The sequence below is a fragment of the Nonomuraea pusilla genome (assembly GCF_900109355.1).
Classification (GTDB): Bacteria; Actinomycetota; Actinomycetes; order Streptosporangiales; family Streptosporangiaceae; genus Nonomuraea; species Nonomuraea pusilla.
This window is the reverse complement of the sequence record NZ_FOBF01000014.1, coordinates 87,909-113,340: the sequence shown is the minus strand read 5'-3', so window position 1 is coordinate 113,340 and position 25,432 is coordinate 87,909. Positions and strand designations below refer to the sequence as shown.

Annotated in this window: 15 protein-coding genes; 8 read left to right on the top strand and 7 right to left on the bottom strand. The window is 72.4% G+C overall.

The genetic code is table 11. The annotated features are described in order from the left end of the window. Positions 1 to 139 precede the first annotated feature (139 nt). Complete coding sequence (locus BMX74_RS26725) at positions 140 to 1,384, top strand: cytochrome P450 (protein ID WP_055506170.1); 1,245 nt, start codon at positions 140 to 142, stop codon at positions 1,382 to 1,384. Positions 1,385 to 1,427: 43 nt separating this feature from the next. On the opposite strand, the gene BMX74_RS26720 is transcribed toward BMX74_RS26725, so the two are convergent. Beyond that, complete coding sequence (locus BMX74_RS26720; RefSeq protein ID WP_091103492.1) at positions 1,428 to 3,035, bottom strand: hypothetical protein; 1,608 nt, start codon at positions 3,033 to 3,035, stop codon at positions 1,428 to 1,430. Between the two features lie 536 nt (positions 3,036 to 3,571). Here BMX74_RS26720 and leuS point away from each other — a divergent pair. Further along, on the top strand, positions 3,572 to 6,019 hold the full coding sequence (gene leuS / locus BMX74_RS26715; RefSeq protein WP_091103491.1) for a leucine--tRNA ligase: 2,448 nt from the start codon (positions 3,572 to 3,574) through the stop codon (positions 6,017 to 6,019). Positions 6,020 to 6,122: 103 nt separating this feature from the next. Here the strand turns inward: leuS and BMX74_RS26710 are convergent, their stop codons facing one another. Further along, positions 6,123 to 7,091 carry a TIGR03557 family F420-dependent LLM class oxidoreductase gene (locus tag BMX74_RS26710; RefSeq protein WP_091103489.1) on the bottom strand — a complete coding sequence of 323 codons (969 nt, stop codon included), beginning with the start codon at positions 7,089 to 7,091 and terminating at the stop codon, positions 6,123 to 6,125. A 63-nt stretch (positions 7,092 to 7,154) separates the two neighbouring features. Continuing rightward, positions 7,155 to 7,571: a hypothetical protein gene (locus tag BMX74_RS26705; RefSeq protein ID WP_055506166.1), complete on the bottom strand. Its 417-nt coding sequence runs from the start codon at positions 7,569 to 7,571 to the stop codon at positions 7,155 to 7,157. Positions 7,572 to 7,747: 176 nt separating this feature from the next. Here BMX74_RS26705 and BMX74_RS46340 point away from each other — a divergent pair, with 176 nt between their 5' ends. Further along, positions 7,748 to 10,900, top strand: a complete 3,153-nt coding sequence (locus BMX74_RS46340; protein WP_091103488.1) for a S41 family peptidase — start codon at positions 7,748 to 7,750, stop codon at positions 10,898 to 10,900. A gap of 357 nt (positions 10,901 to 11,257) precedes the next feature. Here BMX74_RS46340 and BMX74_RS26695 read toward each other — a convergent pair whose 3' ends face one another. Both BMX74_RS26695 and lexA read right to left on the bottom strand, forming a co-directional pair. After that, on the bottom strand, positions 11,258 to 12,292 hold the full coding sequence (locus tag BMX74_RS26695; RefSeq protein ID WP_256257275.1) for a MalY/PatB family protein: 1,035 nt from the start codon (positions 12,290 to 12,292) through the stop codon (positions 11,258 to 11,260). Between the two features lie 792 nt (positions 12,293 to 13,084). Further along, entirely contained in the window at positions 13,085 to 13,792 is a 708-nt protein-coding gene (lexA, locus tag BMX74_RS26690) for a transcriptional repressor LexA (RefSeq protein ID WP_055506163.1), read from the bottom strand. Between the two features lie 1,693 nt (positions 13,793 to 15,485). Here lexA and BMX74_RS26685 point away from each other — a divergent pair. From BMX74_RS26685 to BMX74_RS26675, 3 genes are all read left to right on the top strand, one after another. Then, on the top strand, positions 15,486 to 15,758 hold the full coding sequence (locus BMX74_RS26685; RefSeq protein WP_091103486.1) for a LysM peptidoglycan-binding domain-containing protein: 273 nt from the start codon (positions 15,486 to 15,488) through the stop codon (positions 15,756 to 15,758). Positions 15,759 to 16,500: 742 nt separating this feature from the next. Continuing rightward, positions 16,501 to 16,956, top strand: coding sequence for a transcriptional regulator NrdR (gene nrdR, locus BMX74_RS26680; protein ID WP_055506161.1), 456 nt, complete (start codon positions 16,501 to 16,503; stop codon positions 16,954 to 16,956). Beyond that, positions 16,953 to 19,796, top strand: a complete 2,844-nt coding sequence (locus BMX74_RS26675; protein WP_055506160.1) for a vitamin B12-dependent ribonucleotide reductase — start codon at positions 16,953 to 16,955, stop codon at positions 19,794 to 19,796. Before nrdR ends, BMX74_RS26675 begins: the two co-directional genes overlap by 4 nt. A 408-nt stretch (positions 19,797 to 20,204) precedes the next feature. Here the strand turns inward: BMX74_RS26675 and BMX74_RS26670 are convergent, their stop codons facing one another. Then, positions 20,205 to 22,361, bottom strand: a complete 2,157-nt coding sequence (locus BMX74_RS26670) for an MMPL family transporter (RefSeq protein WP_091103581.1) — start codon at positions 22,359 to 22,361, stop codon at positions 20,205 to 20,207. Positions 22,362 to 22,559: 198 nt separating this feature from the next. Between BMX74_RS26670 and BMX74_RS26665 the strand changes: the two genes are divergently transcribed. Further along, the gene (locus BMX74_RS26665) at positions 22,560 to 23,966 is read left to right on the top strand and encodes a sensor histidine kinase (RefSeq protein WP_218154069.1); all 1,407 of its coding nucleotides are present in this window, start codon (positions 22,560 to 22,562) and stop codon (positions 23,964 to 23,966) included. Further along, a complete protein-coding gene (locus BMX74_RS26660) occupies positions 23,963 to 24,601 on the top strand; it encodes a response regulator (RefSeq protein ID WP_055506159.1) in 639 nt (212 codons plus the stop codon). Before BMX74_RS26665 ends, BMX74_RS26660 begins: the two co-directional genes overlap by 4 nt. Here BMX74_RS26660 and BMX74_RS26655 read toward each other — a convergent pair. Then, positions 24,578 to 25,402, bottom strand: coding sequence for a glycerophosphodiester phosphodiesterase (locus tag BMX74_RS26655; RefSeq protein WP_256257273.1), 825 nt, complete (start codon positions 25,400 to 25,402; stop codon positions 24,578 to 24,580). The genes BMX74_RS26660 and BMX74_RS26655 overlap by 24 nt on opposite strands. Positions 25,403 to 25,432: the final 30 nt, after the last annotated feature.

Genomic DNA, 25,432 nt, shown 5'->3' with positions numbered 1-25,432 from the left:
CGCTCAGCGCAGGAAGAAGAACGTCATGCGCGGCACCCTAGCCATCACCCGCGGCCCGGCGCCACGCCTTTTCCGCGCGCACGTACGGTGTACGTCGCGCCCATTGACGTAAGCGGTCACTTGTTCCAATGATGAACTCATGAGCAGCGTCCTCGACTTCGACCTGTCGGATCCCCAGTTCTGGGCCAGGCCCATGACCGAGCGCGAGGCGGCCTTCGACCGGTTGCGTTCGCTGGAGACGCCCGCCTTCTTCGAGGAGATGGAGGTCTCCTTCGCCCCGAAGGGGCCGGGCTACTACGCGCTGGTCAGGCACGCCGACATCCTGGAGGCGAGCAGGAACCCCGAGGTGTTCAGCTCGGGGCAGGGCGGCGCGACGAACATCCCCGACATGCCGGCCGAGTTCGCCGAGTACTTCGGCTCCATGATCAACATGGACGACCCGCGCCACGCGAGGCTCCGCCGCATCGTCTCTCGGGCGTTCACCCCCAAGATGATCAAACAGTTCGAGTCGGACGTGGAGCGGGCCGCCGCCGCGATCGTGGACGACCTCCTGGCCAAGGGCTCCGGCTGCGACTTCGTCACCGAGGTCGCCGCGCGCCTGCCCCTGAAGATCATCTGCGACATGATGGGCATCGCCGAGCGCGACTACCAGTTCGTCTTCGACCGCTCGAACCTCATCCTCGGCGGCTTCGACCCCGAGTACGCCGGCGGCGACGCAGGCCAGGTGGCCGAGAGGCTGCTCACCGCGGGGGCCGAGCTGCAGCAGCTCGTCCAGGACCTCGCGGCGCACCGCGCGGACAACCCCACGGGCGACCTGACGTCCGCGCTGGTCAACGCCAACATCGACGGCGAGCGGCTGACTCTGCAGGAGCTCGGCTCGTTCTTCATCCTGCTGGTCGTCGCGGGCAACGAGACCACGAGGAACGCGATCTCCTGCGGTCTGCGCCTGCTCACCGAGAACCCCGCCCAGCGCGCCCTGTGGCTGGAGGACGTCGAGGGCCGCGCGCCCGGAGCGGTGGAGGAGATCGTCCGGCTGGCGTCGCCGGTGAACTTCATGCGCAGGAAGGTGACCCGCGACTTCGAGATGAACGGCCACCTGTACCGCGCGGGGGAGAAGGCGGTGCTGTTCTACTGGGCCGCCAACCGCGACGAGCGGGTGTTCGACGCCCCGCACCGTTTCGACATCACCCGGCAGCCCAACCCGCACGTCGGCTACGGCGGTCCCGGCCCCCACTTCTGCCTGGGGGCGCACCTGGCGCGGCGCGAGATCACGCTGATGTTCCGCGAGCTGCTGCGCCGCGTCCCGCGGATCGAGGCGGGCGAGCCCGACCGGCTGCACTCCGCCTTCATCAACGGCATCAAGCACATGGAGTGCTCGTTCTGACCGCTGACCGGCCGGACGCCGCGAAGGGGCCCGGCCGCGCCGCTCAGCCCGTGACCTTGAGCTGCTTGATCACCGTCTGGACGTCGGGCAGCAGCCGCTTGGCGTCCGCGGGGATGGACAGGTAGACGATCGCCGGAAGGTCGCCGCCGCTGTTGACCGCCATGGTCACCAGGGTCGCCTTCTCCGTGGACGAGGTCAGCGAGTACGCGATCAGGCGGCCCTTGGCGCCACCCACCGTGATGTCCTGCTGGGCGATCTTCTTGACCGTGTTGTCGCCGGGGAAGAACCGCTTGCGCGCCGTCAGCACGACCTGCCTGATCACCGGCTCCAGGTCGTCCTGCTGGTAGTACGACGCCAGCCGCTGCGACAGCGGGCCCGCCAGGATCTGGGCGTACCGCTCGGGCGCGACCTGCACGTACTGCCGCACGTCGAAACCGTAGGTGGCCTTGACCGTGTCGCGCTGGTCGAGCTGCCAGTCGCCGCCGAGCTTGGGCAGGCTGACCCGCGCGGCGGGCACGGCGACCACGCCGACGACCGGGGCCGCCTTGCCGGGGTACTTCGGCAGCGCGCCGATCGTGGTGGGCCGCTTGGGAGGGGGCGGCGAGGACGTGGGCCCGGCCGCCGTCCCGCCCGACGACGGGTCGTCGCTCGCCAGCGGGCCGGCCAGGAACGCCCACAGCAGGGCGGCCACCAGCGCGATCGCGACGGAGCCGCCCAGCGCGTACACCCAGACCGGCTTGCCGGTGTCGTCCAGGTCGTGCTCGCCCATGGCCTCGTAGTTGTCGCCGAAGACCGTGTCCCACAGCTCCTGCTGGCGCTCGGGCGGCGGGGTGCGCGAGCCGCTGATCTGCCCGGCCGTCACGAAGGGGCGGTCGGGGTCGGAGGGGTCGCGGCTGAGGTTGGAGCCGGGGCGCTGCTCGTCGCCCTGCTGCTGCGGCCCCCCGGGGCCCATCGGCCCGGACGGCACGGCGAGGTCGCCGAGCGGCGTGCCGGCGTGGGCCGGCGGCATCTGGCGTTCGTCCGGCATCCCCTGCCCGGGAGGCATGCCCTGCGGCGGGCCCTGGTGGGGGGCCTGGTGGGGAGCCTGGTGCGGGGCCTGCCCGGCCCCCTGCTGGGGGCCGCCCTGCGGCGGGAACGGCCCGGGCGGCCCGGGGTCCGGCTGGACGGGCGGGACGTTCGTCATCGTGCGGTCCAGGGGGTCGGCGGTGTCGGCCCGGGGCCACGGGGCGGGGGAGGAGAGGTTCGACCAGGCGTCGGAGGACGGCGTCTGCGGCTGCGCCCAGGCGGGCACCCGCTCGGGGGCGGGCGGCTCCTGCTGGACGGGCTCGGGCCAGGACAGGATCTGGTCCCTGAAGGGGTCGTCCCGCGGGCCCTGCGGCGACGGCTCGCGCGCGGGGCCGGGGCGGGCGCCGTTCTGGCGCGGCGGCTCGGGCCAGGAGGGGCCGGGCGGCGGCGGCTCGGGCCAGGAGGTGTCCTGCTGGCCGGCGTCCAGGCGGGCAGGGCGGGACGTGTGCGGACGTGACGGCTCGTCGCGCGGCGTCTCGGGCCAGGACGGGCGGGGCGGCTCCGGCCAGGACTGCGGGGAGGCCGGCTGGGAGGCCTCGGGCCAGGCGGGCGCGGTGTCGGCGGGGCGCGGGCGCGACTCGTTCACCGGCTCGGGCCAGGACGAGGGCCATGAGGGCGAGGGCGGATGCGATGCCCCGGAATTGTCCGTTGCCATTGCTGCCGGTCCTCCCGAGGTTGTATCCGGATATGCCGCTATATCCGGTTTTGACGTGCCAGCCATGATCTCATGGGATTTTCCAGGAGATGCGCTTCCCTTCGCAGGGAAACGAGCGAAGCCGTGGGGATCGGCGGCGCGATCCCGCCGGGGCGGGCCCGCCTGTGATCGTCCCGGCGTGGCTGGGGTGGTGCTCTGTGGCGACAGTATTCTAAAGGGACATATGAGGTCACAACGGATAGATCACCATCGGGTCTCACTCGCCGCGAACCGCCAATCATGTCCGCGGGCCTGGCACGACCTCCTGCAGGGCATCGAAGAGGTGCGCTAGGCTTGACGTATGCGTTCCGCGCCCCTGCTTCTTAGCGGGCCGCGACGGCCCTGACACTCTCGCCGTCGCGGCTGCCCCTCGTCGTGCACGGGGGGTTTTCTTATGGGGTCCGAGTCGAGCCAGAAGGACAGTAGCCGTGAGTGAGTACGACCCGCAGGCGCTGCAGGCCAAGTGGCTGCAGCGATGGGAGGAGCAGGATCCGTTCAGGGCGAGCGAGGACGCGGGCGACACCCGCGAGCGGCGCTACATGCTCGACATGTTCCCCTACCCCTCGGGCGACCTTCACATGGGTCACGGTGAGGTCTTCGCGATCGGCGACGTCGTCGCGCGCTACTGGATGCAGAAGGGCTACAACGTCCTGCACCCGATCGGCTGGGACTCCTTCGGCCTGCCCGCCGAGAACGCCGCCATCAAGCGCAACGCCCACCCCGCCGAGTGGACCTACGCCAACATCGAGACGCAGGCCACCTCGTTCAAGCGCTACGCGGTCTCCTTCGACTGGTCCCGCCGCCTGCACACCAGCGACCCCGAGTACTACCGCTGGAACCAGTGGCTGTTCAACCGCTTCTACGAGCGCGGCCTGGCCTACCGCAAGGGCGGCCTGGTCAACTGGTGCCCCAACGACCAGACCGTGCTGGCCAACGAGCAGGTCGTGGCCGGCAGGTGCGAGCGCTGCGGCGCCGAGGTGATCCGCCGCGAGCTGACCCAGTGGTACTTCAAGATCACTGACTACGCCCAGCGCCTGCTGGACGACATGAACCAGCTCGACGGCTGGCCCGAGCGGCTGCTGACCATGCAGCGCAACTGGATCGGCCGCTCCGAGGGCGCCGACGTGCTGTTCGAGATCGAGGGCCGCGACGAGCCGGTCACGGTCTACACCACGCGCCCCGACACTCTGTACGGCGCCACCTTCTTCGTCGTCGCGGTCGACGCCGCCCTGGCCGACGAGATCGTCACCGATGAGCACCGCCCGGCGTTCGAGGCGTACCGCGCCGAGGTGGCCAAGCTGAGCGACATCGAGCGGCTGTCCACCGAGAAGGAGAAGACCGGCGTCTTCCTGGGCCGCCACGCGGTCAACCCGGTCAACGGCGAGCGCATCCCGATCTGGGCCGCCGACTACGTGCTGTCCGACTACGGCCACGGCGCCATCATGGCGGTGCCCGCGCACGACCAGCGCGACCTCGACTTCGCCCGCAAGTTCGGGCTGCCGGTGCAGGTCGTCGTCCACACCGGCCTGGCCGACCCGGGCGAGACCGGCGTCGCCACGCCCGGCGAGGGCACGCTGGTCAACTCCGGCCCGCTCGACGGCTTGAGCAAGGCCGAGGCCATCGCCAAGATCGTCGAGATCCTGGAGGCCCAGGGCAGGGGCAAGGCCGCCGTCAACTTCCGCCTGCGCGACTGGCTGCTGTCGCGCCAGCGGTTCTGGGGCACGCCGATCCCGATCATCCACTGCCCCGACTGCGGCGAGGTGCCCGTCCCCGACGACCAGCTCCCCGTCACGCTGCCCGACATGCGCGGCGAGGCCCTGGCGCCCAAGGGCGTCTCCCCGCTGGCGTCGGCCACCGAGTGGGTCAACGTCTCCTGCCCGAAGTGCGGCGGCCCCGCCCAGCGCGACACCGACACCATGGACACCTTCGTCGACTCGTCCTGGTACTTCCTGCGCTACTGCTCGCCCGGCTACACCGACGGCCCGTTCGACCCCGAGCAGGTCCGCAAGTGGGGCCCGATCGACCAGTACGTGGGCGGCATCGAGCACGCCGTGCTGCACCTGCTCTACTCCCGGTTCTTCACCAAGGTCCTGCACGACATGGGCATGCTCGACTTCACCGAGCCGTTCCTGCGCATGCTGAACCAGGGCCAGGTGATCAACGGCGGCAAGGCCATGTCGAAGTCGCTGGGCAACGGCATCGACCTGGGCCAGCAGATCGACGAGTTCGGCGTCGACGCCGTGCGGCTGACCATGATCTTCGCCGGCCCGCCCGAGGACGACATCGACTGGGCCGACGTCTCGCCGGCCGCGTCGCAGAAGTTCCTGGCCCGCGCCTTCCGCGTAATGGACGAGGTGACCAGCGAGCCCGGCGTCTCCTTCGACGGCGGCGACCTGGGGCTGCGCAAGGTCACGCACCACACGATCGACGAGGTCACCAAGCTGGTCGACTCGTACCGGTTCAACGTCGCGGTGGCCCGCATGATGGAGCTCACCTCCGCTGTGCGCAAGGCCATCGACGTCGGCCCCGGCGCGGCCGACCCGGCCGTCCGCGAGGCCGCCGAGACGCTGGCGGTCATGCTGTCGCTCGTCGCCCCGTACACCGCCGAGGAGGGCTGGGAGCGCCTTGGCCACCAGGGCGGCGTGGCCTTCGCGGGCTGGCCCGTGGCCGACCCTGCGCTGCTGGTCCAGGACTCCGTCACCTGCGTGGTGCAGGTGGCCGGCAAGGTGCGCGACCGGCTGGAGGTCTCGCCCGGCATCTCCGAGGACGACCTGCGCGGGCTGGCCCTGGCCTCGGAGAAGGTGGCGCCGTACCTGCAGGGCGAGCCGCGCAAGGTGATCGTGCGCGCGCCCAAGCTGGTCAACATCGTCCCCTGAGGCCCTGAGGCCCTGCGGCCTGAGTCCCTGGAGCCCCCGGCGCGCGCCGGGGGCTCCTCGGCGTCCGCCGGATCCTGCGCGGCTCGGGCAGCGGCTCCTTCTCCTAGAGCCTGCGCAGCTCCGGCAGCAGCTCCTTCTCCGCCCAGTCGAAGAACGGCTGCTGCTGGTCGTGCCCGATCTGCACGAGCGCGACGTGCGTGAACCCGGCCTCCGCGTACGCGCGGACGCCGCGCACCACCGCCTCCACGTCGTTGCCGCACGGCACGCTCCCCGCGACGTCCTCGGGGCGGACGGTGCCCGACGCCGCCTCGAAGTTCACCGGGCCGGGCAGCTCCGACATGACCTTCCAGCCGCCGACGCCCGCCCAGCGCCACAGCCGGTGCGCGCGTTCCCTGGCGGCCTCCGCGTCGCTGTCGTACGCGAGCGCGAGCTGGCCGTAGACCGGCTTGCCCTCGCCCCCCATGGCGTTGAACGCGGCGACGACCTCCCGCATGGGGTCGTTGACGACGAGCAGGTCGCCGTACTGGGCGGCGAGCTCCGCCGACGCGCCGCCCGAGGCCGCGATCCCGATCGGCACCCGCTCCTCGGGCAGGTCGTACAGCTTGGCGGAGTCCACGTCGTAGAACTCGCCCTGGAAGGTGACGTAGCCGCCGCCGAACAGCTCCCTGATGATCCGTACGGCCTCCGCGAACATGCGGTGGCGGGTGTCGACGGGCGGCCAGCCCTCGCCGATCACGTGCTCGTTGAGGTTCTCCCCGGCGCCGAGCCCCAGGGTGAACCTGCCCTCGCTCAGCACGCCCATGGTGGCCGCCTTCTGCGCCACGACCGCCGGGTGGTAGCGCATGATCGGGCAGGTCACGTACGTCATGAGCGGGATCCGCTCGGTGGCCTGCGCCGCGGCGCCGAGCACCGACCAGGCGTAGGGCGAGTGCCCCATCTCCTCCAGCCAGGGGAAGTAGTGGTCGGAGATGACCGCGTAGTCGAAGCCGACCCGCTCGGCGGTGGCGGCGTCCTCGACGAGCTGCCGCGGCGGCGTCTGCTCGCACATCATCGTGTAGCCGATTTGTACCATGCGCTCCGGCTACCCGGGTTTGTCGAGATCAGCGGCCAAGCTCCGGAGATCAATGGTGGGGCGTCAGCCGCACAGCTCGTCCAGGACGAGGCCCAGGCCGATGCCGAGGAGCCAGACGTCCTTGGCGATGCCGATGCCCGCCTGCGACGGCCGCAGGCTGCCCTCCTGCCGCAGTCCGGGCGTCTTGAGGTACAGGCCGAGCAGGCTCGCCGCGAACCCCGTCAGTGCCGCACCCGCGACCAGCGACGGCACGAACGGGACCAGCAGCGCCGCGCCCACCGCGATCTCGCCCTTGGCCAGCAGCCTCGTGAACGCGACCGGGTCCTGCTTGCCGAGGAACGGGTAGACGTTGGCCGCCATGCCGTGCACGGACGCCGCCGTCTCCGCGTCGGCTCTGGCCTTGCCGAGACCGGAGTTCAGGATGTACGCCCCCGTCGCCAGGCGGGGCGGGAGCTGGTGCAGGCGCGCGATCAGTCGCATGATCCCTCACAGGTAGGACTCGGGAACGGCCCCCATCCGACTGGCTGCCGCTGAGGACCTGCTCTGTCCTGTTCGTCCTGCCCGGACCGGCGCCGGGCATCCGCGCGCCGCCCCTGCTCTTGACCTCGGCGGCGAATCCTTGAGCCACCCTTGGTAGTGGGCATTAGTGTGCCAGTGTGACAACTGGCGCATACCTCAGATATCCGCATCTCCATGGTGACCTGGTCACCTTCGTCGCCGACGACGACGTCTGGCTCGCCCCCGTCACCGGCGGCAGGGCCTGGCGGTTCACCGCCGACCGCACCCCCGTCACATACCCCAGATTCTCCCCCGACGGCACCCGCATCGCCTGGACCAGCACCCGCGAAGGCGCCCCCGAGGTGTTCACGGCCGAGATCGACGGGCCAGAAGGCGAGCGGCTCACCCACTGGGGCAACACCGCGACCGGCTCACGCGGATGGAGCGCCGACGGCCAGGTGCTCGCCGTCACCGCGGCAGGCGAGGGCTCACGCATGCGGACCTGGGCACACGCCGTCCCCCTCGACGGCGGCCCCGCCACCCGCCTGCCGTACGGATGGGTGAGCGACGTCGCCGTCAGCGACGGCAAGGTCGCCACCGTCTCATCGATCTGGCGCGAACCGTCGCAGTGGAAGCGGTACCGAGGCGGCACCGCGGGCAAGATCTGGGTCGACGCCACCGGCGACGGCGAGTTCACCAGGCTGTTCGCCGACAGCCCCGCCCAGCACTGGGCGGTCAACTGGATCGGCGACAGGCTCGTCTTCCTCTCCGACCGCGACGGCGCCGGCGACGTCTACTCCTCCGAGCCCGACGGCTCCGACCTGCGCCGGCACACCACGCACTCCGGCTTCTACGCCCGCCACGCCTCCGGCGACGGCCGGCGGATCGTCTACGTCCACGCCGGCGACCTGTGGCTCCTGGACGGCCTCGACGCCGAACCCAGGAAGATCGACGTGCGGCTCGGCGGGCCCCGCCCCGGCCGGGCCAGGCGCCCCGCCCCCCTCCGCGTCGGCGGCTTCTCACCCGACGCCACCGGCCGCGCCAGCGCCGTCGAGATCCGCGGCACCGCCCACTGGGTCACCCACCGCGACGGCCCCGCCGGCGCGCTGCGCGCCGCGCCCGGCGTACGCGTGCGGCTGCCCCGCGTGCTCGGCGCCGACGGCCGCTCCATCTGGGTCTCCGACGCCACCGGCGAGGACGCCCTGGAGATCGGCGCACCCGGCGGCGACATCAGGACGCTCGCCGCGGGAGAGCTCGGCCGCGTCCTCGACCTCGCCGTCGCGCCCGACGGCAAGCACGCCGCCGTCGCCACCCACGACGGCCGGCTGCTCGTCGCCGACCTCGACACCGGCGCCGTCCGGCAGCTCGACCGCACCACCCAGGGCGACATCAGCGGGCTCACGTTCTCCCCCGACTCCGGCTGGCTCGCCTGGGTCCACCCCCACCACGAACCGCTGTCGCAGATCAGGATGGGCCGCGTCGACGGCACCTCCGTCATCGACGTAACCCCGCTGCGCTTCTCCGACCACAGCCCCGCCTTCACCAGGGACGGCAAGCACCTGGCGTTCCTGTCCGTGCGCACCTTCGACCCCGTGTACGACGCGCACGTCTTCGACCTGTCGTTCCCCACCGGCTGCCGGCCCTACATCGTGCCGCTCCAGGCCACCACCCCGTCACCGTTCGACCCCAGCCTCCAGGGCCGCGGCTTCAACGGCGAGGACGACAAGCCACCCGCCGACCAGGGGGACAAGAAGGACGACGCGCCGCCACGCACCGAGGTGGACCCCGACGGGCTGGCCGCCCGCGTCGTGCCCGTGCCCGTGCCCGCCGGCCGCTACGACAACCTGCGCACCGCCAAGGACGCGCTGCTGTGGCTGCGCCTGCCGCTCACCGGCAAGCTCGGCGACGGCACCGAGCAGACCGGCGAGACCGTCCTCGAACGCTACGACCTCAAGAAACGCTCCAAGTCGGAGCTGGGCGGCCAGATCCAGTCCTTCGAGGTGAGCGGCGACGGCACCAGGCTCGTCACCCAGGGCAAGCACGGCCTGCAGACCCGCGCCGCCACCGACGGCGACGACCCCGTCACCGTCGACCTCGACCGCATCAGCGTCCACGTCGACCCCGCCGCCGAATGGCGCCAGGGCTACCGCGAGGCCGGACGGCTCATGCGCGACCACTTCTGGCGCGCCGACATGAACGGCGTCGACTGGCAGGGCACCCTCGACAGGTACGAACCGCTCGTCGAACGCATCGGCACCCACAGCGAGCTCATCGACCTGCTCTGGGAGGTACAGGGCGAACTCGGCACGTCCCACGCCTACGCCTACGGCGCCGGCCCCGGCTACGACCCGCGCCGCCGCCAGGGCCTCCTCGGCGCCGACCTGGCCAGGGACACCGACGGCGTGTGGCGCATCGAGCGCGTCCTGCCGGGCGAGACCTCCGACCACGCCGCCCGCTCGCCGCTGCTCGCGCCCGGCGTCGCCATGCGGCCCGGCGACGCCGTCGTCGCCGTCGGAGGACGGCCCGTCGATCCCGTACGCGGCCCGCTGCCCCTGCTCGCCGGCACCGCCGGCCAGCCCGTCGAGCTGACCGTCCGGCCCGCCTCGGGCGGCGACACGCGGCGCGTCGTCGTCACCCCCGTCGCCGACGAGACCAGCCTGCGCTACCACGACTGGGTCGAGAGCCGCCGCGCCCACGTCCGCGCCGCATCCGGCGGGCGGCTCGGCTACCTGCACGTCCCCGACATGGTCGCCTCCGGCTGGGCGCAGTTCCACCGCGACCTGCGTACCGAGATGGCGTACGAGGGGCTCATCGTGGACGTGCGTGAGAACGGCGGCGGGCATACCTCCGAACTCGTGCTGGAGAAGCTGTCGCGCCGCGTCACCGGCTGGGCGCACGCCCGCGGCTACGAGCCCATGCGCTACCCCGAGGACTCCCCGCGCGGGCCCGTCGTCGCCGTCACCGACGAGTTCGCCGGGTCCGACGGCGACATCGTCAGCGCCGGCATCAAGAACCGCGGCATCGGGCCCCTCGTGGGCACCCGGACCTGGGGCGGCGTCATCGGCATCGACTCCCGGTACTCCCTCGTGGACGGCACCGTCGTCACCCAGCCCCGCTACTCGTTCTGGCTGGAAGGGCCGGGCTGGGGCGTCGAGAACCACGGCGTGGACCCGGACGTCGAGGTCGTCGCCACCCCCCAGGACCGGGCCGCCGGAAGGGACCCGCAGCTCGACAAGGCGATCGAACTCGCCCTCGCCGCCCTGGCCGAACACCCGGCCGCCACCGCACCGGACATCCCCCCGCTCTCCTGATCCGGGACGTCGCGCGACATCCCCGGCTCTGTCGGGGACGTCGCCGGGCGTCCCCGGCTCTCCTGAGCCGGGACGTCGCCGGGCGTCCCCGGTTCTCCTGAGCCGGGACGTCGCCGGGCGTCCCCGGTTCTCCTGAGCCGGGACGTCGCCGGGCGTCCCCGGTTCTCCTGAGCCGGGACGTCGCCGGGCGTCCCCGGTTCTCCTGAGCCGGGACGTCGCCGGGCATTCCCGGCTCTCTTCAGACGGGGGATCGCCAGGCATCCCCCGCTCTCCTGAGACGGGACGTCAGGGGAGGGGCAGGCCAGCGGCCCGCTCCTCCCCGCGCCACACGGGGAGGAGCGGGAAGCAGCTGCGGGGTCAGGGGAGGCGGGACAGGCGGTCCAGGATCTCGGCGAGGACGCCCTCCGTCGTCGCGAAGTTCAGCCGCACGTACTCCTCACCGCCCGGCCCGAACACCGCGCCGTCGCTGAGCAGCACCTTCGCATCCTGCTCGATCGTCGCCGCCATGCCCGGCACGCCCGTGTGCAGCCAGGCCAGGTACGTCGCCTGCGGCACCCGGTAGCCGAACCGCGACGGCAGGCGCTCGGCGAGGGTCCGCCTGTTGCGGTCGAGCAGGGCCGTCGTCTCCTGGAGCCACGCGTCGCCGTGCCGCCAGGCGGCCACCGTGGCCTCCACCCCGAACAGCCCCGCCGAGCCGTACAGGAACGGCGGCTGCGCCTCCAGCGCCTTGCGCAGCTCGGGATGCCCGACGTGCGCCACCGAGCAGCGGATCCCGCCCAGGTTGAACGCCTTCGTCGCCGAGGTCAGCGTCACCGTCCGCCCCGGCAGGATCGTGGCGAACGGGACGTGCCGGTGCGGTTCGTACACCAGGTCGGCGTGGATCTCGTCGGCGATGACCAGCAGGTCGTGCCGCTCGGCGTGCTCGGCCAGCTCCTCCAGCTCGGCCCTGGTGAAGGCCCTGCCGGTCGGATTCTGCGGGTTGACCAGCAGCAGCACCCGGCAGCCCGACAGGTCGGGCACCTCGAACCGCCACGAGTCGCCGTCGGGTTCCAGCCGGATCGGCCGCAGCGGGCGCTCCATGTCGCTCAGCGTCTTGAGGAACGGGTGGTAGGCGGGGGTGTGCAGCGCGACGCCGTCACCCGGCCTGGTCCAGACGTGCAGCAGCACCTGCAGCGCCTGGTTGATGTCGCTGTAGGAGCGGACGTACGAGGGGTCGGGGTCCCATCCGAACCTGCGCGCCATGCGCTCGGCGAACGCCTCGGCCAGCGGGCCGCACGACGGGGTGTCCAGCCAGGTGGGGTAGCCGAGGTCTCCCTCGGCCCTGCGCCGCAGCGCCTCCACCACTGCGGGGGCGGCGGCCAGGTCCATGTCGGCGACCCACGCGGGGATCACCCCGGGCCCCGTAGCTGCCCATTTGATTCCGTCATGCGTGGCTTTAAGGCGTTCAGGGCTGTATGCGTCGCTCATCCACCCATCCTAAATTTCCGGTACGCCTACGGGCTCGGCCCTGAGGGCGTGACCCGGTGGCCCCGGTGCCGCCGCCGGACGGCATACGGCACGAACGAGCGAATGGTCATCCCGTACGTTCCAGGCGCGAAACGAACAGGGCAGACGCTGGCAGGGCTGGGGCTGCAGCACAAGCGGGGGTACGGCGCCGAAACCGTCCAGGCCCACCACGCAGACATGAGCCGTGCGGGCATGAGCCGTGCGGGCATGTGGGACGTGCAGCAGGAGCCATGCAGCGGGCGGGGACAGGTCAGCAGGACCGTCAGGCGCGCGTACGGCCGGGCCCCGACAGGCAGGCATATGGACGGCCCAACACCAGGCAGCCCTGGCAGCAGAGTAGACCGGCGGGGTCGCCCGGCGCATGCGGCAGGCGATGCGGTGGTGCGGCTGCGGGAGGGCAGACAGGCGTGCGGCTGGCCCGGACAAAGGCCGGGCATGCGGGCAGCTGTCACCAGGCAGCCGTAGGAGCAGTCCCGGGCGTCGCCGACTGGGCGTGCGGCGGCGCGGTCTGGGAGGGCGGATGGGCGTGCGGCTGGGCCCGGAGCACGGGTTGGGGGACGGGTGGCTGGTGCCAGGCACGGCGTGTGTGCCGTATGTCCCGACTGTCGAGGTGTCACGAGGAGGACGTGCGCGCGACGGTGGCCGGGCGCACGTCCGTACCGGGCGACAGGAGGACGGTCAGAGGCGGCGGAGGACCGCGACGACCTTGCCGAGGACGCTGGCCTCGTCGCCGGGGATCGGCTCGTAGTTCGGGTTGTGCGGGACGAGCCAGACGTGCCCGTCCTTGCGCTTGAAGGTCTTGACCGTGGCCTCGCCGTCGATCATGGCGGCCACGATGTCGCCGCTCTCGGCCACCGGCTGCTGGCGGACGACCACCCAGTCGCCGTCGGCGATGGCGGCCTCGATCATGGAGTCACCGGTGACCTGCAGGAGGAAGAGCGTGCCTTCGCCGACGAGCTGCTTGGGGAGGGCGAAGACGTCCTCGACGCTCTCCTCGGCCAGGATCGGCCCACCGGCGGCGATGCGGCCCACGAGCGGGACGTACGCGGCGGTCGGCCGGCTCACCGTCGGCTCCTCGTTGGAGGCGTCGGGGTCGACCCACAGCACCGGCTCGCCGGGCAGACGCACCTCGAGGGCACGCGGACGGTGGGGGTCGCGGCGCAGGTAGCCCTTGCGCTGCAGAGCCGTCAGCTGGTGCGACACGCTGGACGTGCTCGTCAGCTGCACGGCCTCGCCGATCTCACGCATGGAGGGCGGATAACCACGCTGTTGGACGGAGTCGCGGATCACTTCGAGGATCTTGCGCTGCCTCGGGGTAAGCCCCAGGGAGTCTCGCCGGCGCACCGCGAGGTCGCTGACCCCGTTCGCGTCGTCCCGCTCGCTCATGCTCTTCCTCCTCGCCCGGCGGGCCGCCTCACCGGCGCACCTCCCGGTCTGTGGTCCTCATGTCGCACACAGCGACCGTATCTCGGTTGAAGATCATCTTCAAACAATTGTTCGAGTCTTCCTCGAAATCGACCGCAGCGTGGTGTACAACATCGTACGGGAGTTCGATCGACACCGTGTTCGATTTGCTGATCTTATTGGGCCTTTTCCTCGGGCCACACGGCGGGAGGTCAACCGTGCGAACGACCACAAGAACCGACCCGGCCACCGAAGACGTCAAAGGGCTCACGCTCGTCGCCGGAACGACGCGGACGACCCAGGGAAAGGACCGACAGGACGATCGGACACCCGCACGGGACCGTTCCCACGGGCCCGACGACAGACGACAGACCGAGGGCGACCAGGGCTCCGGCCGGCGGGGTCGCAGGGGGCGGGGCTCCGGTCGGCGCGAGTCCGACGTGCGTGGTTCCGACGTGCGCGGCTCCGAGGGGCGCGGTTCCGAGGGGCGCGGCCGCGGCGGGCGGGGGTCCGAGGCGGGCAGGAGCGACGCGCGCGGAGCGCGGAGGCACCTGCGCCTGGTGCCGGCTCCTCGCCCTTCAGAGGACGAGGACGTTTCAGGGGGCGAGGACGTCAGGGGCGAGCGCGGAGGTTCTCGGGCGAAGTCGAACAAGTCGGTGCGCGGGTCTGCGGCGAGGAGAGCCGGAGAGGGCGGCGACACGGGAGCACGCCGCCCGCTCTCCGAAAAGGAGCCGACGCCGCGCCGCGCGGTCCCTGGCGGGGAGGCCATGACGGGTCGCGCGGTCCCTGGAGGGGGGCGCGTGACAGGCCGCGCGGTCCCTGGAGGGGGGCGCGTGGCAGGCCGCGCGGTCCCTGGAGGGGGGCGCGTCACAGGCCGTGCGGCCCCTGGTGGGGAGGCCGTGACGGGGCGGGCAGGCGGAGAGGCGGCGGTGACGGGCCGTGTGGGTGGGGGAAGGTTGACAGGCGGTTCCGGCAGGGGACGGGGATCGGGCGGTTCCGCTGGAGGGTCGGTTTCCGGCGGCGTCCGTGGGAGGTCGGCTCCCGGGCGGGCGGCCTCCGGGCGGGCGGCCTCCGGGCGGGCGGCCTCCGGTCAGGTGGTCCCCGGTGAGGTGGTCCCCGGTGAGGTGGTCCCCGGTCAGGCGGCTTTCAGGCGGGGGTCCCTGGGCGGACGGCTGCCGGTCGGATGAGGGTCGTACCGACCGGGCGAGATGACCTCTCGGCGACGGAGGGATTGCGGCCTGGGAGGGCGGGCCGGGGGGAGGCGCGGTGGTTCGGGCGGGGTGCTGGCGCGGTGGCGGGTCCGGTCGGGCGCGGTGGTGGTGAGGCCGCTGGTCGGGTCGGGGGTGGTCGTGGTGCGGTGCCGGGCCCGGTCGGGCGGGGTGATGGTGGGGCCGCTGGTCGGGTCGGGCGTGGTCGTGGTGCGGCGGCGGGCCCGGTCGGGCGGCGTGGCTCCGTGGCCGGGCGGCGGGCGGCTGGGAAGGGGTGGAAGGTGTTCGCTGGTGAGCGGGCTGCGGGCGGTGGTCCTGGGGTGGGGGCGCGCTCCGGGCGGCGGGCGGCTGGGAAGGGGTGGAAGGTGTTCGCTGGTGAGCGGGCTGCGGGCGGTGGTCCTGGGGTGGGGGCGCGCTCCGGGCGGCGGGCGGCGCCTCCCCTGCGGCTCACCAGGCGGGGACGGGCCGTGGTCGTCATCGGCATGGTGCTGCTGGCGCTCGGCGGCTTCTGGCTGGGGACGCGAACCGCCGGGCACGCTTCGGTCGCCGTGATGGTGCCCGAGCACCCTGGGCTGCCTTGGGTGGACGTCCGTACCGGCGACACGGCCTGGGGCATCGCCGACGCGGTGGCCCGGGACGGCCGGGATCCCGAGGCGCTGGCGGAGGAGATCAAGCGGCTGAATCGCCTGCCTGACGGCAAGATCCGCCCCGGAACCCGCCTCTACATCCTGCGTCGCTGACCTCCCTCCTCTCAGCGCTTCGTCCAGGCCGCCTCCGGTTCCGCGCTGCTCGTGCCGTTTCCGTTTCCGCTTCCGGTTCGGCTTCCGGTTCCGGTTCCGGTTCCATGCCGCCTCCGCCATGCCGCCTCCGCCGTGCCGCCTCCGCCATGCCGCCTCCGCCGTGCCGCTTCTGCCCGGCCGCTTCTGCCGTGCCGCTTGCGGTTCCGTGCCGCTTCCCGCGCGCTGGGCCGCGTGCTCCTGAGCTCCCGCGCTCCCGCTCTGCCGAGCTGTAGGGCCGCGTGCTCCGGTTCCGTGGTGCTGCCCGCTCTTCCGTCCCGGTGCCGGGTGTGTCTTCTGGTGTCCTGGGAGCGTTTCGTCGCAGGCGGGTTCCGGTGGTCGGTTGCTTCCGCTGGGGTCCGGTACGCTGCGCTCTTCGGCGAGGACGGCGACCGGCTCGGCCGGCGGGGTCCGTGAGGTTTGAGTGACTCCCGAGGTGGGAAACCGCAGGGGCCGGTGTGGCCTCTGGGGCGACACGCCGTGCCCCGCTGGCTGATCAGCGGGTTCGGTCGGAGGGTCCTCGCCAACTTGCGTTCATGGTCCCGCGCTTCTACGGTTGGACCACAACATCTAGTAGTTACACCGATGTAGTTCACCACACCTTGTGTTTCTGTGACCGTTCCATGGCCAGCCGTGGCGCGGGCGCGAGCCTACCGCGGCGACGTTCCAACCGTGTGGTGGCGGCGGAATCCGAGGAGGCGAAAGCGTGCACTGTCCGTTCTGCCGCCATCCGGACACGCGGGTCATCGACAGTCGTTCCACGGACGACGGCGCGGCCATCCGGCGGAGGCGTACCTGCCCCGAATGTGGGCGCAGGTTCACCACACAGGAGACCGTGCTGCTCATGGTGAGCAAGCGCAGCGGGGTGACCGAGCCGTTCTCGCGCGACAAGGTCGTGGCGGGCGTACGGCGGGCCTGTCAGGGCAGGCCGGTCAGTGAGGACTCCTTGGCGCAGCTCGGGCAGCGGGTCGAGGAGGCCATCAGGGCCAAGGGCGCGGCAGAGATCCCCTCGAACGAGGTGGGTTTGGCGATTCTCGGGCCGCTGCGCGAGCTCGACGAGGTCGCCTACCTGCGGTTCGCATCGGTATATCGCGGTTTCGAGAGCCTGGCGGACTTCGAGGCCGAGATCCAACAGTTGAAGGCGGAGAAGGGGGAGTCATGACGGAGACGGCCAGCGGTTCAGTCGCGCGCGGTGGCAAGCGTCCTCGTAAGGGGCTGAAGATGAAGCGCATCTTCACCAAGCCCGGCGTGCACCCATATGACGAGGTCAATTGGGAGCGCCGCGACGTCGTCATGACGAACTGGCGCGACGGCTCGATCAACTTCGAGCAGCGGGGTGTCGAGTTCCCCGACTTCTGGTCGGTGAACGCGGCGAACATCGTGACCACGAAGTACTTCCGGGGCGCGGTGGGCACGCCGCAGCGCGAGTGGAGCCTGAAGCAGCTCGTCGACCGTGTGGTGGGCGTCTACACGCGGACGGGCATCGAGGAGGGCTACTTCGCCAGCGACGAGGACGCCGAGATCTTCGACCACGAGCTGAAGCACGCCCTGGTGCACCAGGTGTTCGCGTTCAACTCGCCGGTCTGGTTCAACGTCGGCACGAAGTCGCCGCAGCAGGTCAGCGCCTGCTTCATCCTGTCCGTGGACGACACGATGGAGTCGATCCTGGACTGGTACAAGGAAGAGGGCGTGATCTTCAAGGGCGGTTCCGGCGCGGGGGTGAACCTGTCCCGCATCCGTTCGTCCAAGGAGCTGCTGTCGAGCGGCGGCACCGCGAGCGGCCCGGTCAGCTTCATGCGCGGCGCCGACGCCAGCGCGGGCACGATCAAGTCGGGCGGCGCGACCCGCCGCGCGGCCAAGATGGTCGTGCTGGACGTCGACCACCCCGACATCGAGGAGTTCATCGAGACGAAGGCGCGCGAGGAGGACAAGGTCCGGGCCCTGCGCGACGCCGGGTTCGACATGGACCTCGGCGGCAAGGACATCGTCTCGGTCCAGTACCAGAACGCCAACAACTCGGTCCGCGTCTCCGACGAGTTCATGCGGGCGGTGGAGAAGGGCGAGCGGTTCGGGCTGCGCGCCCGCCTGACGGGCGAGGTCATCGAGACCATCGACGCCCGCGACCTGTTCAGGAAGATGGCGAAGGCCGCCTGGGAGTGCGCCGACCCCGGCGTGCAGTACGACGACACGATCAACGACTGGCACACCACCCCGGAGACGGGCCGCATCACCGCCAGCAACCCGTGCAGCGAGTACGTCCACCTGGACAACTCCTCCTGCAACCTGGCCAGCATCAACCTGCTGAAGTTCCTGAACGACGACAACTCCTTCGACATCGCGAACTTCGTCAAACTGACCGAGCTGATCATCACCGCGATGGACATCTCGATCTGCTTCGCCGACTTCCCGACGGAGAAGATCGGGGAGACGACGCGGGCGTACCGGCAGCTCGGCATCGGCTACGCGAACCTCGGCGCGCTGCTCATGGCGACCGGCCACGCGTACGACTCCGACGGCGGCCGCGCCGTGGCGGGGGCGATCACCAGCCTCATGACGGGCGTGTCGTACCGGCGCAGCGCCGAGCTGGCCGGCGTGGTGGGCCCGTACGACGGTTACGCCCGCAACGCCGAGCCGCACAAGCGCGTCATGCGCAAGCACGCCGCGGCGAACGACGACCTGCGCACGGTCGGCGTCATGGACTCCAAGATCCACGCCGAGGCGTCCCGGCAGTGGTCGGAGTGCCTGAAGACCGGCGAGAGGAACGGCTACCGCAACGCGCAGGCCAGCCTCCTCGCCCCGACGGGCACGATCGGCCTGATGATGGACTGCGACACCACCGGCATCGAGCCCGACCTCGCGCTGGTGAAGTTCAAGAAGCTGGTCGGCGGCGGCTCGATGCAGATCGTCAACCAGACGATCCCGCGCGCGCTCAAGCAGCTCGGCTACCAGCAGGAGCAGGTCGAGGCGATCGTCGAGTACATCGCCGAGCACGGCCACGTCGTCGACGCGCCGGGCCTGCGCAAGGAGCACTACGAGGTGTTCGACTGCGCGATGGGCGAGCGGGCGATCGCGCCGATGGGCCACGTCCGGATGATGGCCGCCACGCAGCCGTTCCTGTCCGGCGCGATCTCGAAGACGGTCAACCTGCCCGAGTCGGCCACGATCGACGACATCGAGCAGGTCTACATGGAGGGCTGGAAGCTCGGGCTGAAGGCGCTCGCCGTCTACCGCGACAACTGCAAGGTCGGCCAGCCGCTGTCGGCCGGCGGCAAGAAGGACGAGCCGGCCAAGAAGGACGAACCGGCCGCCCAGGCCGAGGAGCCCGAGGTCAAGGTCATCGAGGTCAACCGCCCGACCCGGCGCCGCATGCCGAACCAGCGGCCCAGCACCACCACCCGCTTCACCGTCGGCGGCGCGAAGGGCTACATGACGGCCTCCTCCTACCCCGACGACGGGCTGGGCGAGGTCTTCCTGAAGATGTCCAAGCAGGGCTCGACCCTGGCGGGCGTCATGGACGCCTTCTCGGTGGCGATCTCCATCGGCCTGCAGTACGGCGTGCCGCTGGAGACGTACATGAGCAAGTTCGTCAACATGCGGTTCGAGCCGGCGGGCATGACCGACGACCCCGACATCCGCATGGCGACGTCCGTGATGGACTACATCTTCCGGCGCCTGGCGCTCGACTACCTCCCGTACGACGAGCGGGCGGCGCTGGGCATCTTCTCGGCGGCCGAGCGCGCGGCGCAGCAGCGCGGCGAGGACCCGGCGGCGCTGCAGGAGACGGTCGACCGCGAGGCGCTCGCCCAGTCGGCGCCCATCGAGCCGGCGGCGCGGGTCGAGGAGAAGCCGCAGCCGCAGCCCGAGGTCAAGGAGCTCACGCTGGAGAGCCACCGGCGCTTCACGGCCGACGCGCCGCTCTGCATGACGTGCGGCACGAAGATGCGCCCGGCGGGCAGCTGCTACGTCTGCGAGGGCTGCGGCTCCACCAGCGGCTGCAGCTGACCCGGCCACCGGCCCGGGGCCTCGGCCCCAGGCCGGTCCCGGGCCGAGGGCCCGTGGCGGGCCCGTTGCGGGTCGGAGGCTGACGACGACGGCGGCCCGGGCGGGAAGTGCGCTTCCCACCCGGGCCGCCGCCTGTTACGGTCCTCCGGTCCCGACGCCCGGGCCACCAGCCGGATGAGCGCCGCCTACGTCCGCTGCACGACCAAGACCTCCACGCGCCGGCGCGCGATGGCCCTCGTCCCGGCCGGGCCAGGGGCGAGGAGCTGGTCCGACGGGCGATCGCCGACAGGCGCATCGATCCGGAACGCGACGGGAGGGTCGAGAACGACCTTCTGCTCACTCTCACCGGCTTCACCCCCCTCCTCGAACTCGGCGTGATCGAGCCCGGGACGCGCTCACCGTCATCGATCACCATCTGGACCGGCTGTTCGCCCGGGTGGTTTGACGGGGCTGTCCCGTGGAGGTGGGGGTTTCGCGGAGTCCGTGGCGGTTCCACCAGCGGGCCAGCGGGGCGGGCGCCCACCACGCCCAGCGGCCGAGCAGCCGCATGGTGGCGGGCACCAGCAGCCCTCTGACGATCGTCGCGTCCACCCCGACGGCGATCACCAGGCCCACCCCGATCATCTTCATCAGCGTGACCTGGCCGAGGGCGAACCCGCCCACGACCACGATCAGCAGCAGCGCCGCGCTGCTGATCACCCCGGCCGAGCGCTGCGCGCCGACGGCCACCGACTCGGCGCTGTCGCCGGTCCTGTCCCATTCCTCCCGGATGCGGGAGACGAGGAAGACCTCGTAGTCGAGGGCCAGGCCGAACGCCATGACGAGGATCAGCACGGGGAACACGACGTCCAGCCAGCCCGCCGGGTCGAAGCCGAGCAGCCCCGACAGCCATCCCCGCTGGAAGATCAGGGTGATCGCGCCGAACGACGCCGACAGCGACAGCGCGTTCATGACGACGGACTTCAGCGGCAGCACCACGGAACCGAACGCCCAGAACAGCAGCACCGCGCACGCGACCAGCACGAACAGCCCGAACACCGGCATCCGCTCGGCGACCGACCCGCGCACGTCGAGCAGGGTCGCGGGCCGCCCGGTCACCAGCGCGGTCGCCCCGCCGGGCGCGGGCACGTCCCGCAGCTCACGCGCCATCCTGGCGGCCGCGTCGCTCGTCGGCCGGTACGAGTACCGCATGGACAGCCGGTACGCGCCGCCGTTCTGCCCGGTCACGCTCACCCCGGAGACGCCCTCGACGGCGTCGAGCCGGGCCGCGTACTCCCGCGCCTGCCCCGGCGTGGCAGGGGTGAGCACGGCCGTCATGACGCGGTCGGGCACCTGGGTGAACCGTTCGGCCAGCCGCTCGGCCACGACCCTGCTCCCCGTGCCGTCCGGCAGCAGCGCCGGGTCGGGGATGCCCCAGCGCACGCCGAGGAACGGCAGGCCGAGCGCGAGCAGCGCGCCGCCGACGCCGAGCGTGGTGACGAGCGGCCGGCGCATCGCGGCGTGCGCCATCCGGTACCACCAGCCGCGCCCGGCCCGTACGGGGATCGGCACGCGCAGCGCGTTCACCCGGTGCCCGGCGATGGCGAGCAGGGCGGGCAGCACGGTGAGCGTGGCGAGCACGGCGAACAGCACGACGGCGGCGCCCGCGTACCCGATAGAGCGGTAGACGAGCTGGGGGAAGAGCAGCATCCCGAGGAAGCAGGTGGCCAGCGTCAGCCCGGAGAAGACGACGGCCCGCCCGGCGGTCGCCACGGTGCGGACGACGGCGTCCTCGACGGCGGACCCGGCCGCCAGTTCCTCGCGGAAGCGGGTCACCAGGAACAGCGCGTAGTCGATGGCGAGCCCGAGCCCCATCAGGGTGACGATCTGGAACGCGTACGTGGAGACGTCGGCGACGGTCGTGAGCAGGCGCAGCACGGTGAGCGAGCCGAACATGGTGAGCAGCCCGATCGCCAGCGGCAGGCACGCCGCCACCGCGCCGCGGAACGCCAGCACGAGCAGCACCAGCAGCACCGGCATGGACAGCACCTCGGCGCGGACGATGTCGCCGGTGCTGAGCTGGTTGATCTCCAGGGGGAAGACGAGCGCGCCGCCCACGGTCGTGGTCAGTCCAGGCGCCCGCAGCCGGTCCTTGATCTGCTGGTAGCCGCGGGCCCGCTCGTCGCCGTCCCGCCCGGCCAGGGTCAGGGTGACGTACGTGGCGTGCCGGTCGGTGGAGACGTACTCCGGGGAGCCGGCGGACCAGTGGGTGCGGGCGGAGGCGACGACGCCGGCGGGCAGCCCGGAGACGACGGACCGCACGGCCGAGGCGAACGCCGGGTCGTCGACGCGCAGCCGGTCGCTCTCGTACAGGACGACCACGTCGGCGCCGTCGCGCGGGAACGTGCGCGCGATCAGCTCGTCGGCGCGGTTGCTCTCGCTGGCGGGGTCCACGAACCCGGCGCCGCCGGTGAACGTCCCGATCGCGCCGGCGCCGAACACGCCTCCGGCGAGCGCCACGAGCAGCGACGCGGCCACGATCCACCAGCGGCGCCGGATGGCGAGCCGGCCCAGGGCGGCGAACATGCCGATCACTCCTTCCTCTGGTCAGGCCCCGGTGAGAGCTTCCACGGTGAGGCCTTTCGCTTCGGGGGCGCCCCCACTGTCCCGGCGCGGTGACGGCCGCCGCTTCCGCCCGTCGTCTCGCCCCACCGGCCAGTTGGCGGAGCCCGTCCGGCCAGTTGGGGGAGCCGGCGCCGCGCCGCCGGCGCCTAGCATCGGGGCGTGACGGGCTGGATGGAACGGGTCGAACGGGTCCTCGACGACCGCGCGGCCCCTGTGCGCCCGGTGGTGCTGTCGGTGCTGGCCCTGGGTGACCTGTGGCTGCTGCACCGCCCGCAGACCCCGGCGGACTGGGCGCTGGCCCTCGGCGCGCTCGCGGTCTGCCTGGGGGGCGGGCGGTTCCCGCTGGCGGCCACGGTCACGCTGTCGGGGCTGCTGGTGGCGGGCGACGCGCTCGGCGCCGCCGTCGGCCTGCCGGTCAAGGCGATGCTGGCGGTGACGCTGTTCGAGCTGGCGCTGCGGTCCGGCGCCCGGCGCGTGGCGGCCGGGGGCGTCCTGGCAGGGGGGTTCCTCGTCTGGCACGCCATGTCGGCGCCGGCGGCGGAGGTGCTGCCGACGCTCTACCGGCTGGCGGTCCTGGCGGGGGTGCCGCTGCTGTCGGGCGCGTACGTGCGGCTGCTGCGCCGGCACGCCGCCCAGGCCAGGGAGCGCGCGGACGCGGAGGAGCGCCGCCGCCACTCCGAGACGCTGGCCGCCCGCGCGGCCGAGCGCACGGCGATCGCGAGGGAGCTGCACGACCTGGTGGCGCACCACGTCTCGTCGATGGTGCTGCGGGTCGGCGTGGCCAGGCACGTCCTGCCGGGGGACGACCCGCGGGTGACGCAGGTGCTCGACGACCTGCACGCCACGGGCGGCGCCGCGCTGGTGGACCTGCGCCGGCTGGTCGCCGTGCTGCGCGACCCGGCGCAGGTGGACGGCGGGCCGTTCTTCTCGCTCGTCGATCGGGCGGAACTGCCCGGGGCGCTGGAGGGCGCGGTGGCGCGGGTCCGGCAGGCGGGGCTGACCGCGCAGGCCGAGGTGGACCCGTCGGTGGCGGAGCTGGACGCGGTGCGCGGGCTGACCGTGCTGCGGCTGGCGCAGGAGGGCCTGGCGAACGCAGCCAAGCACGCGGGCCCGCGAGCCGGCGTTCGGCTGTCGGTCCGGATGGAGGCGCTCGGCACGGGGACGGTCGGCACGGAGGCGTCCGGCACAGAGGCGTCCGGCACGGGGACGGTCGGCACGGGGACGGTCGGTACGGGGACGGTCGGTACGGGGACGGTCGGTGCGGAGGCGGTCGGTGCGGCGGTGGGGCGGGTGACGGGGTCCGAGGGGCGGCGGGTGCGGTTGGAGATCGTGGACGACGGCGGCGCGGACCGGCGCCGCCCCGCCCCCGGGACGCTCGGGCACGGCCTCATCGGCATGGCAGAACGCGTCGAGCTGCTCGGCGGCCGGTTCGAGGCCGGGCCCGCGCCGGGCGGCCAGGGCTGGCGCCTGTACGCGGAGCTCCCCCCACCCGAGCAGGCTCAGTGGGCTGCCGGGGGGGACAGGAGGGGCGCGCCCGCGCGGGCGATGGAGGCGAGCACCAGGTGATCAGAGTGCTGCTCGTGGACGACCAGCGGCTGGTCCGGGTCGGGCTGCGGATGCTGTGCGAGTCGGACCCGGAGGTCGAGGTCGTCGGCGAGGCCGAGGACGGCGGCGAGGGGGTGCGCCTGGCGGCCGCGCTGCTGCCGGACGTGATCCTCATGGACCTGCGCATGCCAGGCCTGGACGGCATCGCCGCGACCCGCCGCATCACGGCGGCCCGGCCGGCGAGCAAGGTGGTCGTCCTGACGACGTTCGACGACGACGACCACCTGTACCCGGCGCTGTCGGCGGGCGCGTTCGGGTTCCTGGCCAAGGACTGCCCGCCCGCCGACCTGCTGGCCGCGCTGCGCCGGGCGGTGGCGGGCGACCCGCCGTTCAGCCAGGCCGTGCTGGGACGGCTGGTGGAGCAGGCGGTGCGCTCGCGCGCCGGGCGGGAGCCGGTGCGCGAGCTGCCCGAGCTGAGCCCGCGCGAGCGGGAGGTGCTCGGGATGATCGGGGCGGGCCTGTCGAACAAGGAGATCGCCGAGCGGCTCCACCTGGGCGTCTCGACGGTGAAGACGTACGTGTCGGGGTTGATGCGCAAGACCGGTGAGCAGAACCGGGTCCGCCTGGCCGTGCTAGCCGCTCAGGACCTCGCGTAGGACGCGGGGCCGGTTCGTGATGACGCCGTCGACGCCGTACGCGATCATGCGGCGCATCGCGTCGGGACTGTCCACGGTCCAGGCGAAGACCCGCAGGCCCGCCTGGTGGACGAGCTTGACGTACTCCGCGCTGAGCGTCTCGTAGGGCGGGTTGACCTGGTCGGCGTACCGGGCCAGTTCGGCCAGGCGGCTGGTGGGCGCGCGGCCGAGCAGCCCGACGGGCACGCCGGGCAGCAGCCGGTGGAACGTCTGCATCGACGCCCAGTCGAACGACTGCACCACCAGGCGTCCGTCGCGCAGCCAGGCGGGGTCGCGGCGCAGTTCGGCGGCGAGCCGCTCTTCGACGCCGGGGTGGAGCCGCGGATCCTTGAGCTCGACGAGCAGGCCGACGCCCGCGTCGCCGGCGACGTCGAGGACCTCGGCCAGCGTCGGCACCCGCTGCCCGGCGTACTGGCGGCCGAACCAGGAGCCGGCGTCCAGCCTGCGGATCTGGGCGAGGGTGAGGTCGGCGACCCGCCACGGCGACAGGCCGGGGTGGACGCTCTCGACGTCGGTGGTGCGGGCCAGCGTGGTGTCGTGCATGAGGACGAGCTGGTGGTCGCGGGTCTCCTGGACGTCCACCTCGACCATGTCGGCGCCCTGCGCGGCGGCCAGCTCGACGGCCGCGACGGTGTTCTCGGGCGCGTACGCGGAGGCGCCGCGGTGGGCGACGGCGGTGACGGTGTCGCTGAGGGCGGTGGTGGCGGGGCCGGCGATCACGGTCGCGGCGGTGACCAGCATGAGGCCGAGTCGTCGGATCAACGGGATCTCCTCGGGTGGGGAGTCGCCTGC